At 64.2% G+C, this 17194-nt stretch carries 12 protein-coding genes; 6 read left to right on the forward strand and 6 right to left on the reverse strand.

Annotated features, from left to right (window positions below; translation table 11 throughout):
• Nucleotides 1-4: 4 nt before the first annotated feature.
• Complete coding sequence (locus LB568_RS23535; protein ID WP_224731358.1) at nucleotides 5-286, reverse strand: hypothetical protein; 282 nt, start codon at nucleotides 284-286, stop codon at nucleotides 5-7.
• Nucleotides 287-482: 196 nt separating this feature from the next.
• On the opposite strand from LB568_RS23535, the gene typA reads away from it, so the two are divergent.
• Entirely contained in the window at nucleotides 483-2312 is a 1830-nt protein-coding gene (typA, locus tag LB568_RS23540; protein ID WP_023766014.1) for a translational GTPase TypA, read from the forward strand.
• A gap of 57 nt (nucleotides 2313-2369) precedes the next feature.
• Here typA and LB568_RS23545 read toward each other — a convergent pair whose 3' ends face one another.
• Entirely contained in the window at nucleotides 2370-2996 is a 627-nt protein-coding gene (locus LB568_RS23545; RefSeq protein WP_224731359.1) for a DUF1062 domain-containing protein, read from the reverse strand.
• A gap of 429 nt (nucleotides 2997-3425) precedes the next feature.
• Between LB568_RS23545 and LB568_RS23550 the strand changes: the two genes are divergently transcribed.
• Nucleotides 3426-4040 carry a LysE family translocator gene (locus LB568_RS23550; RefSeq protein ID WP_140573001.1) on the forward strand — a complete coding sequence of 205 codons (615 nt, stop codon included), beginning with the start codon at nucleotides 3426-3428 and terminating at the stop codon, nucleotides 4038-4040.
• A 9-nt stretch (nucleotides 4041-4049) separates the two neighbouring features.
• Here the strand turns inward: LB568_RS23550 and LB568_RS23555 are convergent, their stop codons facing one another.
• Both LB568_RS23555 and LB568_RS23560 read right to left on the reverse strand, forming a co-directional pair.
• Nucleotides 4050-4376, reverse strand: coding sequence for a hypothetical protein (locus LB568_RS23555; RefSeq protein WP_013892397.1), 327 nt, complete (start codon nucleotides 4374-4376; stop codon nucleotides 4050-4052).
• Between the two features lie 136 nt (nucleotides 4377-4512).
• Complete coding sequence (locus LB568_RS23560) at nucleotides 4513-5076, reverse strand: peroxidase-related enzyme (RefSeq protein ID WP_013892398.1); 564 nt, start codon at nucleotides 5074-5076, stop codon at nucleotides 4513-4515.
• Between the two features lie 137 nt (nucleotides 5077-5213).
• Here LB568_RS23560 and LB568_RS23565 point away from each other — a divergent pair, with 137 nt between their 5' ends.
• Complete coding sequence (locus LB568_RS23565) at nucleotides 5214-10004, forward strand: NAD-glutamate dehydrogenase (RefSeq protein WP_224731360.1); 4791 nt, start codon at nucleotides 5214-5216, stop codon at nucleotides 10002-10004.
• A gap of 400 nt (nucleotides 10005-10404) precedes the next feature.
• On the forward strand, nucleotides 10405-11781 hold the full coding sequence (locus LB568_RS23570; RefSeq protein ID WP_224731361.1) for an MFS transporter: 1377 nt from the start codon (nucleotides 10405-10407) through the stop codon (nucleotides 11779-11781).
• A 165-nt stretch (nucleotides 11782-11946) separates the two neighbouring features.
• Here the strand turns inward: LB568_RS23570 and purH are convergent, their stop codons facing one another.
• Nucleotides 11947-13563, reverse strand: coding sequence for a bifunctional phosphoribosylaminoimidazolecarboxamide formyltransferase/IMP cyclohydrolase (gene purH / locus LB568_RS23575; protein WP_224731362.1), 1617 nt, complete (start codon nucleotides 13561-13563; stop codon nucleotides 11947-11949).
• Nucleotides 13564-13713: 150 nt separating this feature from the next.
• Here purH and LB568_RS23580 point away from each other — a divergent pair, with 150 nt between their 5' ends.
• On the forward strand, nucleotides 13714-14022 hold the full coding sequence (locus LB568_RS23580; RefSeq protein WP_224731363.1) for a putative quinol monooxygenase: 309 nt from the start codon (nucleotides 13714-13716) through the stop codon (nucleotides 14020-14022).
• Nucleotides 14023-14047: 25 nt separating this feature from the next.
• Here the strand turns inward: LB568_RS23580 and LB568_RS23585 are convergent, their stop codons facing one another.
• Nucleotides 14048-15772, reverse strand: a complete 1725-nt coding sequence (locus LB568_RS23585; RefSeq protein ID WP_224731364.1) for a heparinase II/III family protein — start codon at nucleotides 15770-15772, stop codon at nucleotides 14048-14050.
• Nucleotides 15773-16083: 311 nt separating this feature from the next.
• On the opposite strand from LB568_RS23585, the gene LB568_RS23590 reads away from it, so the two are divergent.
• Complete coding sequence (locus LB568_RS23590) at nucleotides 16084-17016, forward strand: phytanoyl-CoA dioxygenase family protein (protein WP_224731365.1); 933 nt, start codon at nucleotides 16084-16086, stop codon at nucleotides 17014-17016.
• Nucleotides 17017-17194: the final 178 nt, after the last annotated feature.

Below are 17194 nucleotides of genomic sequence, written 5' to 3' on the forward strand. Positions count from 1 at the left end.
GTCGTCAGTCCGGGTAGCAGACCATTGGAATGTTCGGCCAGACGGCGCTGTCGCAGTTGGCTGCGTCCTGGCGCTGCTTGAAGGCGGCGCTGACTGGGCCGGTCACCATCGGATCGACGCCGTCGGGGGCGTCGGCGAAAGCCTGCTGGGCCGAAGGCGCATCGATCGGCAGGGCCGGCCGTGCTTCCTTCAGCGTGGCGGCCGACTGCGCGGCGTTGGCCGCCAGCAGAACGGCAAAGGCCGCGGAGGCGATAAGCGGCCAAAATCGGTTGAGTTTATCGGTCATGACGTTCGAACTGCCCGGGCCCTGAATGGTTCCCGCCTTGGTTAACAAAATCATTTCACACGCAGATGCTTAAGATTTGATGAGTATTTGGTGTTGCGCTTCCCCTTTCGCAACTGCGAAAAACCCTGTATGAGCCGCGCAACCGAAAGAGGCAGCGCCTTTGGCCTGCTGCCTGCAACGCTTCCGAGATCAGAACATGAAACTCCGTAATATCGCGATCATCGCGCACGTCGACCATGGAAAGACCACCCTGGTCGACCAGCTTTTGAAGCAGTCCGGCTCGTTCCGCGACAACCAGCGCGTCGCCGAACGCGCCATGGATTCCAACGACCTCGAAAAGGAACGCGGCATCACCATCCTGGCCAAGGCGACTTCGGTCGACTGGAAGGATACGCGCATCAACATCGTCGACACGCCCGGACACGCCGATTTCGGCGGTGAGGTCGAGCGCATCCTGTCGATGGTGGATTCGGCCATCGTGCTGGTCGACGCCGCCGAGGGCCCGATGCCGCAGACCAAGTTCGTGGTCGGCAAGGCGCTGAAGGTCGGCTTGAAGCCGATCGTCGTCATCAACAAGATCGACCGGCCGGACGCCCGCCATGTCGAGGTCGTCAACGAGGTGTTCGATCTGTTCGCGGCCCTCGACGCCACCGACGAGCAGCTCGACTTCCCGATCCTCTATGGTTCGGGCCGCGACGGCTGGGTCTCGGAAAATCCGGAAGGCCCCAAGGACCAGCAGCTTGCGCCGCTGTTCGATCTCGTGATCAAACATGTGCCGGCGCCGACCGTTCATCCCGGACCGTTCCGCATGATCGGCACCATCCTGGAAGCCAATCCCTTCCTTGGCCGCATCATCACCGGCCGCATCGAGAGCGGCACGCTGAAGTCGAACCAGGCGGTCAAAGTGCTGCACAATGACGGCACGCAGATCGAGACCGGCCGCATCTCCAAGATCCTTGCCTTCCGTGGCCTCGAGCGCCAGCCGATCGAAGAAGCGCAGGCGGGCGACATCGTCGCCATCGCCGGCCTGTCCAAGGGCACCGTCGCCGACACGTTCTGCGACCTGGCGGTGACCGAGGCGCTGCATGCGCAGCCGATCGATCCGCCGACCGTGACCATGTCCTTCCTGGTCAACGACAGCCCGCTCGCCGGCACCGAAGGCGACAAGGTGACCAGCCGCGTCATCCGCGACCGCCTGCTGCGCGAGGCCGAAGGCAATGTCGCGCTGAAGATCGAGGAATCGCCCGACAAGGATTCGTTCTTCGTCTCCGGCCGCGGCGAATTGCAGCTCGCCGTGCTGATCGAGACGATGCGCCGCGAAGGCTTTGAAATCGCCGTGTCGCGCCCGCGCGTCGTCATGCAGAAGGGCGAGAACGGCGAATTGCTGGAGCCGGTCGAGGAAGTCGTCATCGACGTCGACGAGGAACATGCCGGCGTCGTCGTGCAGAAGATGTCGGAGCGCAAGGCCGAGATGGTCGAGCTGCGCCCGTCCGGCGGCAACCGCCAGCGCATCGTCTTCCACGCGCCGACGCGCGGTCTGATCGGCTACCAGTCGGAACTTTTGACCGACACGCGCGGCACCGCCGTGATGAACCGTCTGTTCCATGCCTATGAGCCCTACAAGGGCGAACTGCCGGGCCGCACCAACGGCGTGCTGATCTCCAACGAGCAGGGCGAGTCCGTGGCCTACGCGATGTGGAACCTCGAAGACCGCGGCCCGATGGTCATCGATCCGGGCGTCAAGGTCTATCAGGGCATGATCATCGGTATCCACTCCAGGGACAACGACCTCGAAGTCAACGTTCTGAAGGGCAAGAAGCTGACCAACATCCGCGCCGCCGGCAAGGACGAGGCGGTCAAGCTCACCCCGCCGATCCGCATGACGCTGGAACGCGCGCTGGCCTGGATCCAGGATGACGAGCTGGTCGAAGTGACGCCGAAGACCATTCGTCTGCGCAAGCTCTATCTCGACCCGAACGAGCGCAAGCGCTTCGAGAAGTCGGCTAAGGCGGTCGGCGCGGCGTAATCTTCTGATTCCTTGTATAAAAGGGGCGGAGCACCAGGTGCTCCGCCCCTTTTTCATTCAACCGCCGGCTGCCGAGATGATGGCTTCGCGGTCGGGTTCACCTGCCAGATCGACCAGCACGATCGTCCCCTCGTGAGCCGCTCTGCGCAGGGCTTTGGCCCCGTCCGGCCTTACGGCCAGCAATCGCCTTTCTTCCAGGGTCTGAAGCCGCGACCGCGAGATACCGAGTTCGTTGGCAAGCAAGCGGTCGAGGCGGAGCGATATCGGCATTTCCAGCCCAAGCCTGAGTTCCAGCGCTGTCGCGCTTTCGCTTGTCTCCCCAACCAGATGCCTTTGCACGGCGACATCGGGAAACTCCTCGACACGTCCTACCTGATTGCGCAGAGCGGAGACGTTGAAGGCATGGCGCCGGACCAGCCCCGGATCATTGCTTTCGAGCGCCTGCAGCAGTGCCGGGTCGATGTCGCGGCGGTTGCAGCGTTCGAAAATTCCGAAGTTCCAGGAATTTTCGCAAACGACGCAGCGATAGATCAGCCATGCGTCGATGCGCTTGCCGTTGGCGTTGACGCGGAATTTTTCGCTGCAGCGATACGCCTTCACGCCGCCGCAGCGATTGCAGTTGACCAGGGGTCGAGGAGCGATTGCGGGCGCGATCGCCCAGTGGATACGCACAGTGCCGGACATGCCGATAAGCCCTTCCCGTCGGGAAGTTCATCAGGTCGGCAATCTCGAGATGCCCATGCGGGCGCGGCGTGGCGGTAGGCTGCGGAGATTGTGAAGTCAGGTGTCGGCGGCGGAAAGCGCGCGGCAGCGGTTCAGCAGTGCCAAACCGGTCTCGAACCGCCGCCAGAGGAACACATGAAAATGAAAACAGGCATCGCGAATGCGGCGCCATGCAGGTGTGTCGGGGGAGTTGACGAGACCGGCGGTTACGTAGGCAAAGTGAAGCTCAGAAATTGTTTCGCGGCGGTTCTTCTAGCCGCGGGACGCGGAAACGGCAAGGGATCGCGAGCATGGAGGCCCGGGCTGCCGACCAAAGTGACTACCTTGTCTTTGCCAATGCTGCTGTTGCTGGCTAGTGTGGCAGTCAAACCTCAATCCGAGATCCCTGCCATGCATCTCACCTCGCTGCTCATTTTCGCCGCTGCCCTGTTTGTCGCTGCCGGTTCACCGGGCCCCTCGATCGCGGCTCTGGTCGCGCGGGTCATCTCGAAGGGCTTTCGCGACGTGTTCCCGTTCCTGCTCGCCATGTGGATCGGCGAGGGCATCTGGCTGTCGCTGGCGGTGTTCGGGCTGGCCGTGGTGGCGCAGACCTTTCACTTCGCCTTTGTCGTGGTGAAATGGGTCGGCGTAGCCTATCTCGCCTACCTCGCCTGGAAGATGTGGACCGCACCTGTTGACGCCAGGGAAGGCGAGATGCCGCGCGAGGATTCTCCGGTGAAACTGTTCTTCGCCGGCATGGCGGTGACGCTCGGCAACCCCAAGATCATGATGTTCTACCTGGCGCTGCTGCCGACCATCATCGACCTGGCCTCGGTCAGCATCGTCGGCTGGGTCGAGCTGACGGCGACCATGGCCGTGGTGCTCATCGCCATCGATCTCGCCTGGGTGCTCGCCGCCTCGCAGGCGCGCAAGCTGCTGAAGAGCAAGCGCGCCATGAAGATCGCCAACCGCGTCAGCGCCACGACGATGGCCGGTGCTGCCGCGGCCATCGCGGCGCGGTCCTGAACCGGCGCGTCAACCCATCATATTGAGGATCGGCGCGATCTCGACGTTGCAGTTCGGCTCCATCAGGATCGGACAATCCTTGGCCTTGCTGGTGGCGTCGTCGATGTCTTTCGCCTCGATGATCGAATAGCCGCCGGTCGGGTTGCTGCCGCCATTGTTCTCGACCTTGCCGCCGGGCAGGACGGTTTTCGACATGCCAACCGGATTGCCACGATCGACCACAGCCGAGCCAAGTTTTCCGAACCAGCCCGTCCAGCTGTCCGTCAACGCCTTTAGATCGGCCTCGGTCGCCGGCATCTTGCCGGAACCGTGATAGACGTAGAGAAACTTCGCCATGTTCTCCTCCCTTCATCCGCGGCATCGAACCGGCATGCGGTCACGCCGCGCGCCGATCATCGGACCAAACGGGCAAACAATCAACGAAGATGAGGGATAGCTGATATAAGGCGGGCAGGATTCCGGCCGCCGCGCCTCACCTTGCCATGGCGTGGTATTCGTCGTTCGGCCGCATGTCGATCGCCGCCGCCACGCGGTTCGACATGTTGAAGAAGGCAGCGGTCGAGGCGATGTCCCAGATGTCGCGGTCGGTGAAGCCGGCCTGACGCAGCGCGGCCCGATCGGCCTCGACGATCTTGGCCGGCTCTTCGGTCAGCTTGACGGCGAATTCGAGCATTGCGGTCTGCTTGGGCGAAAGATCGGCGGCGCGGAAATTCATCACCATCATCTCGCCGAGCGCCGGGTCGCCGGACAACTGGCGCACCGCCGCGCCGTGCGCGGTCAGACAGTAGTAGCAGTGGTTGATGGAGGAGACGGCGACCGCGATCATCTCGCGCTCCAGCTTCGACAGGCCAGACTCGCCCAGCATCAGATCGTTGTACATGTCGGTGAAGGCGCGCAGTTTCTTGTCGTCGAAAGCGTAGGCCTTGAGCACGTTGGGAACGAGGCCGAGCTTCTCCTCGCATTTGGCGAAATAGGCTCTTGTCGGCTCGCTCAACTCTTCGGGAGCCAGATCAAGCGCCGAAATTTTGCCGTTCATTGGTCATCTCTCCACCCTGGATGATGGCTTGCCGCCGAATTCCGACAATTCTTGGCAAGCCGTCAAACCTTTGTCGCCAAACAGCGGTCATCTGCTACCATAGTCTCAAAAGCATGCGACGGGAGGCAAGAAGCATCATGGCCAGCGTGAAAACCGCAGCTAAGTCGAAGAAGAAGCCAACAGCGGCGGCGAAAACGGAGGAAAGGCCAGCCAGGCTTGCCGATTATTTGCTCGCCCGAGCGCCGGCCGAAGACATCGCGGCCTATGAAGTGGCCGACCTCGAACGCGCCGCCGACCTCGCCGGTCAGGCGGTCGCCGGGCACAAGAAGGGTGAGTGCGTCGTCGCCGTCGAAGCCGATTCGGGTGTGTTCCGCGACGGCCGGCCGGTCACGGTGATCACCGTCGTCAACGACAACATGCCGTTCCTGTTCGATTCCATCCTCGGCGAGGTCACAGAAACCGCCGGCGAGCCGAGCCTGGTCACCCACCCGGTCATCACCGTTCGCCACGGCAAGGGCGGAGTGGAAGAGATCCTCGGCGATGGCAATTTCGCCAAGGACGACGGCAGCCACGATCGGCTGAGCGTCATCCACGTTCATATTCCGCGGCTGACGGCGGAGGCTGCGAACGGCTTGACCGAGCGGCTGCGCAAGATGCTCGGCCAGGTCCACGCCGCCGTCAACGACTGGAGGCCGATGCTGGCCCGGCTCGACCAGGCGATCTCGGAATTCCGCTATTCGGCTGTGCCGCTCGACAAGAAGAGCGTCGCCGAGGCGATAGCTTTCCTGGAGTGGCTGCGCGACGACAATTTCACCTTCCTCGGCATGCGCGAATTCAAATACACCGGCGGCGAGGAAAGCGGCACGCTGGAGCGCGCCGACAAGGCCGGCCTCGGCATCCTGACGGATCCCGACGTGCTGGTGCTCAGGCGCGGCACCGAAGCGGTGACGACGACACCGGAAATCCGCGCCTTCCTGCACGGGCCGGAGCCGCTGATCGTTACCAAGGCCAATGCCAAGTCGCTGGTGCACCGCCGCATCTATCTCGATTACATCGGCATCAAGACCTACACCGCCAAGGGTGCGTTGGCGGGCGAACTGCGCATCGTCGGCCTGTTCACCTCGACCGCCTACACGCGCTCGGTGATGAAGATCCCCTATCTCAGGTCCAAGGCCGAAACCATCATCGCAAAGTCCGGCTTCGACCGCCACGATCATTCCGGCAAGGCACTGATCAACGTGCTGGAGAGCTATCCGCGCGACGAACTGTTCCAGGTGCCGGTGCCGATCCTGAGAAAACACGCCGCGGCCATTCTCGGCCTGGTCGAGCGGCCACGGGTGCGGGCGCTGGTGCGTGCCGACCAGTTCGACCGCTTCGTCTCGATCCTCGTCTTCGTGCCGCGCGACCGCTACGACAGTGTCGTGCGCGAGAAGATCGGCGCCTATCTGAAAACCGTTTTCGAGGGCCGGCTGTCGGCCTATTACCCGGCCTTTCCCGAAGGCGGGCTGGCGCGCGTCCATTTCATCATCGGCCGTTCCGGCGGCAAGACGCCGAAAGTCGACCAGGCGACGATCGAGGCGGCGATCCGAGACATCGTGCGCACCTGGGAGGATGCCCTTTCCGACGCGGCGGATGCCCATGGCGGCGACCAGGCGCTGAAGGCGATCGCCGCGAGGCTGCCGGAGAGCTATCGCGATTCGTTCAGCGCGGCGGAGGCATTGGTCGATGCCGGGCGCATCGCCAAGATCGGCGCCGACAATCCGATCGCCATCGACTACTACCGCCATGCCGAGCAGAAGCCGCATCAGGCGGCGCTGAAGATTTTTCACCATGCCAGCCCGGTGGCGCTGTCGCGTCGGGTTCCGCTGCTGGAAAACATCGGCTTTCGCGTCATCAGCGAGCGCACCTTCGAGGTTGGTGACGTGCAGTCCGGCCGGGTCTTCATCCACGACATGGAGTTGGAGAACAGCTATGGCAAGCCGATCGACCTCGGCGATGGCGGCGCGCTGTTCGAGGACGCGTTCCTGTCGGTCTGGCGCGGCGATGTCGACAATGACGGCTATAACTGCCTTGCCCAGACCGCCGGCCTGTGGTCCGGCGAAATCACCATCCTGCGCGCCTATGGCCGCTATCTGCAGCAGGTCGGCATTCCACAAAGCCAGGACTTCATCGCCGCGGCACTGAACCGCTATCCCGACATCGCGCGCGGCCTGCATGCGCTGTTCATCGCCCGGCTTGGCCCGACCGCCGATGGCGAAGGCGTGGTGGCAGCCAAGCATCTCAAGGCCAAGATCAAGGATGCGCTCGAAGATGTGCCCAACATCGATGACGACACCATCATCCGCCGCTACCTCAATCTGATCGAGGCCTCGCTGCGCACCAATCATTTCGTTGCCGATACGAAGGAGAAAGGCCAGTCGCTGGCGATCAAGCTCGACTCGCAAGCGGTGGAAGGGCTGCCGGCGCCACGGCCGTGGCGGGAGATCTTCGTCTACGGTTCCGAGGTCGAGGGCCTGCATCTGCGCTTCGGCCCGGTGGCGCGCGGCGGCCTGCGCTGGTCTGACCGCGCCCAGGACTACCGCACCGAGGTGCTCGGCTTGGTCAAGGCGCAACAGGTCAAGAACGCGGTCATCGTGCCGGTCGGCGCCAAGGGCGGCTTCTATCCGAAAAAGCTGCCGATGAGCGCCGGGCGCGACGCGATCTTCGAGGCCGGCACATCGGCCTACAAGAATTTCGTCTCCAGCCTTTTGTCGATCACCGACAATATCGGGCTGGACGGCGTCATTCCACCGGCCGGCGTCGTCAGGCGCGATCAGGACGATCCGTACTTCGTCGTCGCCGCCGACAAGGGCACGGCGACCTTCTCCGACACCGCCAACGCGATCTCCGAGAAGCACGGCTTCTGGCTCGATGACGCCTTCGCCAGCGGCGGCTCGGCCGGCTACGACCACAAGAAGATGGGCATCACCGCCAAAGGCGCCTGGGAAGCGGTCAAGCGGCATTTCCGCGAGATCAACCGCGACATCCAGACGTCGCCCTTCACGGTTGTCGGTGTCGGCGACATGTCCGGCGACGTGTTCGGCAACGGCATGCTGCTATCGCCGAAGACAAGGCTGATCGCCGCCTTCGACCATCGCGACATCTTGATCGATCCGGACCCGGACATGGCGGCCTCGATGGCCGAGCGCGAGCGCATGTTCGCTCTCGCTCGCTCATCCTGGCAGGACTACGACAAGAGCAAGCTTTCGGAAGGCGGCATCATCGTCTCGCGCAACCAGAAGTCGATCACCTTGCCGGCGGCATCGGCGGCGGCGATCGGCTTGGCCAAGACGACCGCCACGCCGGTCGAGATCATGACCGCTATCCTCAAGGCGCCGGTCGATCTGTTGTGGTTCGGCGGCATCGGCACCTATCTGCGGGCATCGACTGAAACCAACGCCGAGGTCGGCGACCGTGCCAACGATGCCGTCCGCATCACGGCACTTGACGTTCGCGCCAAGGTGATCGGCGAGGGCGCCAATCTCGGTGTCACGCAGCGGGCGCGCATCGAGTTCGGCATGAATGGCGGCCGCTGCAATTCCGACGCCATCGACAATTCGGGCGGCGTCAACTGTTCCGACGTCGAGGTCAACATCAAGATCGCGTTGGCGTCGGCCATGCGCAAAGGATCGCTGACGCGCCCGGCGCGCAACAAGCTGCTGGCCGAGATGACCGGCGAGGTCGGCTCGCTGGTGCTGTCGAACAACTACCAGCAGACGCTGGCGCTTTCGATCGCGCGCAAGCGCGGGCTCGCCGACATCGCGCATCAGGCCCGGTTCATGACCGCGCTCGAGGCCCGCGGCCTGCTCGACCGTGCCGTCGAGACGCTGCCGTCGCCGGCAGCACTTGCCGAGCGCGAGGCACGCGGCGAGCCGCTGACCCGGGCAGAGCTCGGCGTGCTGCTCGCCTACGCCAAGATCGTGCTGTTTTCCGACATCGTCGCCAGCGACGTGCCTGATGATGCGCATTTCGACCGCGACCTGATGGGCTATTTCCCGGACCGGATGAGCAAGAAATACGCCGCCGAGATCCATGGCCATAGGCTGCGCCGCGAGATCATTGCCCGTGTCGTCGCCAACGACCTCGTCAATCGCGGCGGCCCGTCCTTCGTCAACCGGCTGCAGGAAGCCACAGGCCGCACCGCCGCCGACGTGGTGTGCACCTTCGCGGTGGTGCGCGACGGCTTTGCGCTGCCGGCGCTCTATCGCGAGATCGACGCACTCGACAGCCAGATCGACGGCCAGGTGCAGCTCGATCTCTACCAGATGGTCAGCCGGCTGATCTATGTGACCAGCGGCTGGTATCTGAAGAACGATGCCGGCACGGCGCCGCTCGGTCAGCGCATCGCCGAGCTGCAGGAAGCGCGCAAGGCGCTGGAGCCGAAACTCGTTTCGCTGCTGCCGGCCTTTTCACGCGAGCGGATCGAGGAGAAGCGGCACGGGCTGTTCAAGGCCGGCGCGCCGGAACGGCTGGCCGGGCAGTTGGCGCTGAGCGAGGTGGCGGAATTGATCCCCGACATCGCCCTGACGGCGCGCACCGCCGGTGCCGACATCGTCGCCGCGGCCAAGGCTTTCTTCGCCGTCAGCGACGCTTTCCGCATCCCGCGCGTCGAGGACGCCGCGCGCTCGATCACGCCTTCGGACTATTATGACCAACTCGCACTGTCCCGTGCCACCGACACGATCGGCGCGTCGCGACGCGGCATCGCGGTGGCCGCGCTCACCGGCCATGCCGATACGGCGGATCCGGTGGCGGCCTGGCTGGAAGCCGGCGGCGAGCGGGTGGCACGCATCCGCGAGCGGCTGCAGGCGCTGACCGAAGGCGGCGACATCACCGTGTCGCGGCTGTCGGTGGCATCGGGACTGATGAGCGATCTGACGGGGATGTGAGGTCGATAGCGTGCATAGCAGCTTGGCGCATGCATTGTTATGCCGCGCTGGTCGACCCCCACTCCGTCTCGGCTTCGCCGAGCCACCTCTCCCCCGATCGACGGGGCAGAGGAAAGGCGCCAAGCTCTTTGCCGTCAACGCGCGTCCAGCAACGCTCCTTTCCTTTCCCTCCGGAGGGGGAAAGGTGGCGCTGCGAAGCAGCGACGGATTGGGGGAACCACGTGGCAATCAAGCCTCGGCCGATCAGTCACGCTAATCACACAAGATGTGCGCATAGCGTAGCTTTCGCGGGGGTACGGAACCCAGGAGCAATGAACGGCAGCTGGACGCTTGTCATTTGCGCGGTCATGAAAAACATGCAGACATGGCGCCCGACACGGGCGCGGCCGGGGGAATCATCATGGCGGTAGAAACAGTGCAGCGTGCATCCGGACGCGGCATCTGGGGATGGATGTTCTTCGACTGGGCGGCGCAGCCGTTCTTCACGGTCGTCACCACCTTCATCTTCGGTCCCTATTTCGTTTCGCGCATGGCTGGCGATCCCAATACCGGCCAAGCCGTCTGGGGCTACGGCATCGCCGCCGCCGGGCTGGTCATCGCGGTGCTGTCGCCGATCCTCGGCTCGATCGCCGACCAGACTGGGCCGCGCAAGCCGTGGATCGCCTTCTTCGCCGCGATCAAGATCACCAGCCTTATCCTGCTGTGGTTCGCGGCGCCCGGCTCGAACCTGTTCCTGGTCGTGGCGCTGTTCTCGCTGGCTTCCGTGGCTGCCGAGTTCTCCACCGTGTTCAACGATTCCATGATGCCGCGGCTGGTGCCGAAGAGCGAGATCGGCCGCATCTCCAACGTCGCCTGGGGCCTCGGCTATCTCGGCGGCATGATCGCGCTGATCTTCGTCGTCACCTGCCTGGCCGGTTCGCCGGAGACCGGCAAGACGATCATCGGCATCGACCCGCTGTTCGGGCTCGACCCGAAGCTCGGCGAAGACGCCAGGGCCACCGGGCCGCTATCGGCCGGCTGGTATTTCCTGTTCATCCTGCCGATGTTCTTCTTCACGCCGGACGCCATCAAGGGCATCCCGATCGGGCCCGCGGTGCGCGAAGGCCTGTCGGAGCTGAAATCGACCCTGGCCGAGGTGCGCAAGCGCGGCGGCATCTTCCGCTTCCTCGTCGCCCGCATGATCTACCAGGACGGCGTCAACGCCCTGCTGGCGCTCGGCGGCACGTTCGCGGCAGGCATGTTCCACTGGTCGATCACCGAGATCGGCATGTTCGGCATCATCCTCAACGTGGTCGCCATCTTCGGCTGCTGGGTCGCCGCACGGCTGGACACCGCGCTCGGCTCAAAGGCCGTGGTGATGATTGCGCTGGTCATGCTGTCGGTCGCCACCATCGGCGTCGTCTCGACCGGCCCGGGCTTCACGCTGCTCGGCCTGATCCAGCTGCCGACCACCGATTCCGGCGGGCTGTTCGGCACGGCGGCGGAGAAGGCCTACATCCTGTACGGCCTGCTCATCGGACTGGCTTTCGGTCCTGTGCAGGCGTCGTCACGTTCCTACATGGCGCGCAGCGTCACGGCCGCCGAATCCGGCCGCTATTTCGGCATCTACGCGCTGGCCGGCCGCGCGACCAGTTTCCTGGCGCCGTTCCTGGTGGCGACGATCACCGCGGTGAGCGACTCGGCCCGGCTCGGCATGGCGGTGATCATCCTGTTCCTGGCTATAGGCATGGCGATCCTGCTCAGGACGCCTTATCCGGCGGATCGGCCGGTGGAATAGCGCCTCTTCCTTCTCCCCTTGCGGGAGAAGGTGGCCGAGCGAAGCGAGGTCGGATGAGGGGTGCTCCAGCTTGGCAACAGCGGCACTCCGTCACGCACCCCTCAACCGTCTCGGCGCTGCGCGCCGATCCACCTTCTCCCGCAAGGGGAGAAGGAAAAAGGTGCTTCAGTGCCTGAAATGCCTGACGCCCGTAAACACCATGGCGATGCCATGCTTATCGGCGGCGGCGATGACGTCGTCGTCGCGCATCGAGCCGCCGGGCTGGATCACCGCTGTGGCGCCGGCCTCGATGGCTGACAGCAAACCGTCGGCGAAGGGGAAGAAGGCGTCGGAGGCGACGACCGAGCCCTTGGTCAGTGGCTCCGCCATGCCGGCCGCTTCCGCCGCGTCGAGTGCCTTGCGGGCGGCGATGCGCGAGGAATCGACGCGGCTCATCTGGCCGGCGCCGATGCCGACGGTGGCGCCGTCCTTGGCGTAGACGATGGCATTCGACTTGACGTGCTTGGCTACGCGGAAGGCGAATTTGAGGTCGGCCATTTCGGCCGGGGTCGGCGCGCGCTTCGTCACCACCTTCAGCTCGAGCTCGTCGACCACGGCATTGTCGCGGCCCTGGACCAGCATGCCGCCGGCGACGGACTTGACCGTCGTGCCAGGCGAGCGCGGGTCGGGCAGGCCGCCGGTGACCAGCAGGCGCAGGTTTTTTTTGGCCGCGACGATCGCCGCCGCCTCGTCGGTCGCGCCGGGCGCGATGATCACCTCGGTGAAGGTCTTCACGATCTCCTCGGCCGCCTCGGCGTCGAGAGTGCGGTTGACGGCGACGATGCCGCCGAAGGCCGAGACCGGGTCGCAGGCCAGCGCCTTGGCGTAGGCGGCTTTCAGCGAGGTGCCCTCGGCCACGCCGCACGGATTGGCATGCTTGATGATCGCCACGGCGGCGGAGTGGCCGGGGTCGAATTCGCCAGCCAGTTCGAAGGCGGCGTCGGTGTCGTTGATGTTGTTGTAGGACAGCTGCTTGCCCTGCAACTGGCGCGCCGTGGCGACGCCCGGCCGTTTGTCGCCCGAGAGATAGAAGCCGGCGCCCTGGTGCGGGTTTTCGCCATAGCGCATCACCTCGGCCAGTCTGCCGCCGAAGGCGCGCCAGGCCGGATGCTCGATGTCGAGCGCTTCCGCGAACCAGCCGGAGATCGCCGCGTCGTAGCTGGCGGTGCGGGCGAAGGCCTTGGCGGCCAGCTTCTTGCGGAAATCCAGCGACAGCGAGCCGATGTTCATCTCCAGCGCATTCAGCACCGAGGCATAGTCTCCGGGATCGGTGACGATGGCGACGTAGGCATGGTTCTTCGCCGAGGCGCGGATCATCGCCGGGCCGCCGATGTCGATGTTCTCGACGATCGCGGCATAATCGGCGCCGGAGCGGCGCACTTCCTCGAACGGATAGAGATTGGAGACGACGAGATCGATCGGCTCGATGCCATATTTATGCATCGCCGCCGAATGTTCGGGGTCGTCGCGCACGCCAAGCAGCGCGCCATGCACGGATGGATGCAGCGTCTTGACGCGGCCATCCATGATCTCGGGAAAGCCGGTGAGCTCGGAAACGTCGCGCACCGTCATGCCGGCCTCGGCGATTGCCTTGGCGGTGCCGCCGGTCGAGACCAGTTCGACGCCGGCCGCGGCCAATGCCCTGGCGAAGTCGATCAGGCCGGTCTTGTCGAAAACGGAGAGCAGGGCACGGCGGACGGGAACGAGGTCCGGTGCGGGAATGTTCTTGGCGGCGACGGCCATGGGCTGGCGGCCTTTCACGGCTGGTGTGATGGATGCCCGCGCCGTAGCATATGAGGCCCGGAAATCAAGCGCCGCGCGTCATTCGACGGCTTCATATGCAATTTGGCGGCATCCAGTATAAGCTCATCTGCTCGCGATGGAGGAAAACCTATGGCATTCGTGCGTATTGGCCAGTTCAGGGCGTTGCCGGACACGACGGAGCAGTTGCGGGCCGTCTACGAGGCCGAGGCGATCCCCGCCATCCGCGCCGCCGACGGCAATATCAGCGCCGTGCTGCTGCAGCAGCACCAGGCGCGCGACACGTTCATGGCAATCACCGTTTGGAGCACGGCCGAGGATGCCGAGCGCTATGACCGAAGCGGCGAGGCGGCGGCGATGGTCGACAAGATCCGCTTCGCCTTCGCCGGCCGGCCATCGCTCAGCACCTATCAGGCCTTCGGTATCCCGCAGCAGGCTTGAGCGAGCCGACTGGTTTGGCGGCGGTTCAGTTGTTTTCCGGGTAGCCGGCGATGCTGGTGCGCGTCAGCTGCCAATGGACTTCGGACACGTCCGACGCCTTGAAGGCAAGCACGATCTGGCGGTTGCGGCGCGGGCCGCCAAGGCCGGCGAAATAGATCGATTCCTCGACCTCCGGCACCACTTCGGCCGAGGTGAACACCCAGGTGTCGGCCTGGTCGGCGGTCAGCACCAGGCGGTCATGCTCGTCCTGCAAAAGGTTGATGTCTGGATGGACATGGAAGCGCACGGTGACGAAGTCGCGGCCATTGTTGCGGATCGCGGCATTGCCGGGCCGCTGGAACCGGTCCCTGCCGGCGAGCACATTGCCGTTCGAGGACAGCTTCAGGTCGCGCTCATGCAGGAAGCCGAAGCGCTGGAGATAGCCGTCATGACGGGCGATGAAGCCGTGAACGCCCTTCTGGTCGGTGCGCTTGCACTGGACATGCTGCGGGCCGCCGATCAAGGGCGAACCCAGCTGGTCGTTGACCCGCAGCGAATGGGTGAACCGCGCCGACGAGGTGTCGTTGATGGTGGCGGTCGAGTGCGCGGCGGTGGCGCGGGCCAGCGGCCGGAACTCGGCAGCGCCATAGGTGTCGATGCCGGCGTTGACGATGTAATGCTGGCGGCCCGACGACAGCTCGAAGGCAAGACAGCCGGCGTGGGCCGCGTTGGATACGTCGACCGGCGGCGGCAGGCCGGTATCGGCTATGACGGTGGTACCGCCCATCGACAGCCGCTCATAGCCCGAATGCGGCGCGTGCAGCAGCGGAGCTCCGGCGGTGTCGTCGTGGCGCAGGATGGTGGCGATGCGGTCGTGGATCGTGGCGCCCATGCCGTTGAAGCGGGCCAGGCTGCCGTCCTGGTGGCGGAAGAAGCGCAGCGCCGGCAGCATGCGGTCGATGGCGCCGATCAGCGCTTGCGGCGGCGCCTCCGCCTGGTTGGCGTAGGTCTGTCGCAGCGGCAAAAGGTCGGCGAGGATTTCCAGCACCGTCATCGGATTGCGTGAGATATGGCCGCCGTCGGCGAGGATCTGGCGGTTGAGTTCCTCGGCCAGCTTGCGGGTGGCGCCGCGCAGCGCCGAAGCCGGTGCCGGCAGGGAAAGCGCCGCGAAGGCCAGCGCGATGCGGGCCCGCAGCCGGTCCTTGCCGTCAGGCATTTCGCGGGCCATCGACCTCAGGTAGCGGATCTGGACGGCCAGCGATTTCAGGAAGGCGCGATAGAACGGAAACTCCGCGCCTTGCAGCACCACGGAAGAATGCTGCAGCCAGGCGATGATGCGCTTGGCCGTGATGCCAGGCTCCCAGGCGATGCCGGAAATATGGCTGCCATGCATGGTGATCCAGTCGGAAACCAGAGCGCGGGCATTGGCGGCGGCAAGCTCGGTGCCGGCTGCACGCATATGGCGAAGCCAGCGAAAGCCATGCAGCGTCTTTTGCCAGCCGTGATTTGGAACATTGATCTGGAAGGGTGACTTGCCGCCAGTCTCGACCAGATGCCCCGACAAGGGATAGCGGCCGTAATAGATCTCGAGCGCGATCTGCGGGTCGGCGAGGCGCAAGTCCGGCGGCGCGATCAGCACGCGTTCGGGCGTGCGCCCGGAATAGCGCCAGCGATAGACTGGCCCGGCGCGCAAGCGCCGGCGCGTCTTGCGCCAGAACTCCTTCGCGACAAGCGTCCAAAGACGCGTCGTGTTGCTGGCAACCAGTGCCAAAAGCCCTCCTGAACGTCCTCTACCCCGGTGCAAGTTTATATGATTCAAGAACTTATGCGAAGGCCGATTTCGCCTGATCGAGCCACTTCACGCGGCCGTGGCCGGGTCGTCCCTAAAAAAGTCACGTCTTTTCCGGGTCATACACCCGGTTCATGCCGCGACTTGTGTCCTCTTGTGGCGGTGGCGATTGGCACAAGGCATAGTGCCGGCTGGTCATGAGCGAAAGGGTCCGGGTCGGTTTTCCACCCATGGGAAGAGTTGAGATACCAAGCTATTGTTCTGCCAAGGTCGAAGCCATCCAGGTGATTGAAATGTCGATATCAGCCGGCGAACAGGCATTGCGGGGGGCCCCGCCGGTTGCCTTGACAGCCAACGGCAAGGTGCTGTCAATGATGCCGAACAGGCTGGGCTATCTTTCCCCGACGGACCCTTCCGTCGGCGTCGAGGCCATTCGCCGCCTTTTTGGAACGCAAGGCTATGTCTGGCTGAAAGGGCTCTTGCCGCGCAGTGAGGTGATCGAGTTTCGCGGCTGGGTGCTTTCCCATCTTGCCGATAGCGGACTTTTGAAGCCGGCGACCAACCCTTCGCTCGGTATCGCTTCCGACGGTGCCATCGATCACCAACTCGCCAATCGCCGCTTGATGTCGGTGGTCCGTTCGACAGCCTATGAGGGCTTTTGCGCGCAGCCGCGCCTATCGCGCCTGATGGACACTTTCACGGGCGGGTTATCCTACCTGCACAAGCGAAAGATCATGCGCTTCACCTTGCCCGGCACCGCCACCGCGACGCCCGCGCACTACGACCTCGTCTATCTGCGCGGCGGCACAAGCCGCGTGGTGACGGCCTGGATACCGATCGGCGATGCCTCGATCGACATGGGAGGTCTCATCTACCTGGAGGGATCGCATGCCATCGGCGCTACCCTTGAGGCACAATTCGCCAAGGAAAATGCCGATCTCGGTCCCGAGGAACGCATCAGCGCCTACAACCGCAATATGACAGAGGGTGGCTGGGTGTCGAAGGACCTGCCTCACATGGCGGAACGGTTCGATACAAGGTGGCTGATGGCGGATTTCGAGGCGGGCGACATCGTCCTTCACTCGCCCTACATGATCCATGCCTCCACGACCAACCAGAGCAAAAAAGGGCTGATCCGGCTGTCGACCGATATCCGTTACCAGAATGTCGACGACGAAATCGATGCTCGTTGGAGCAACCACTGGAGTCTGGACGACATGCTTTAGGGTGTGTTGATATTCAGGTGAGACCGGCCTGCAAATGGCAGCTTCCTGCGCTTCCGGTGCTCACGTACGAAAAGTACGCTCCGCTCCGGTTCTCGGAAGCCACCATTTTCGACTCGGTCTGACCTGAATCTCAGCACACCCTAAATTAGGCGATATTCAGGGTGATGCCGGCCTGACC

It is taken from the genome of Mesorhizobium sp. B263B2A (genome assembly GCF_020165775.1).
In the GTDB taxonomy this organism is placed as follows: Bacteria; Pseudomonadota; Alphaproteobacteria; order Rhizobiales; family Rhizobiaceae; genus Mesorhizobium; species Mesorhizobium opportunistum.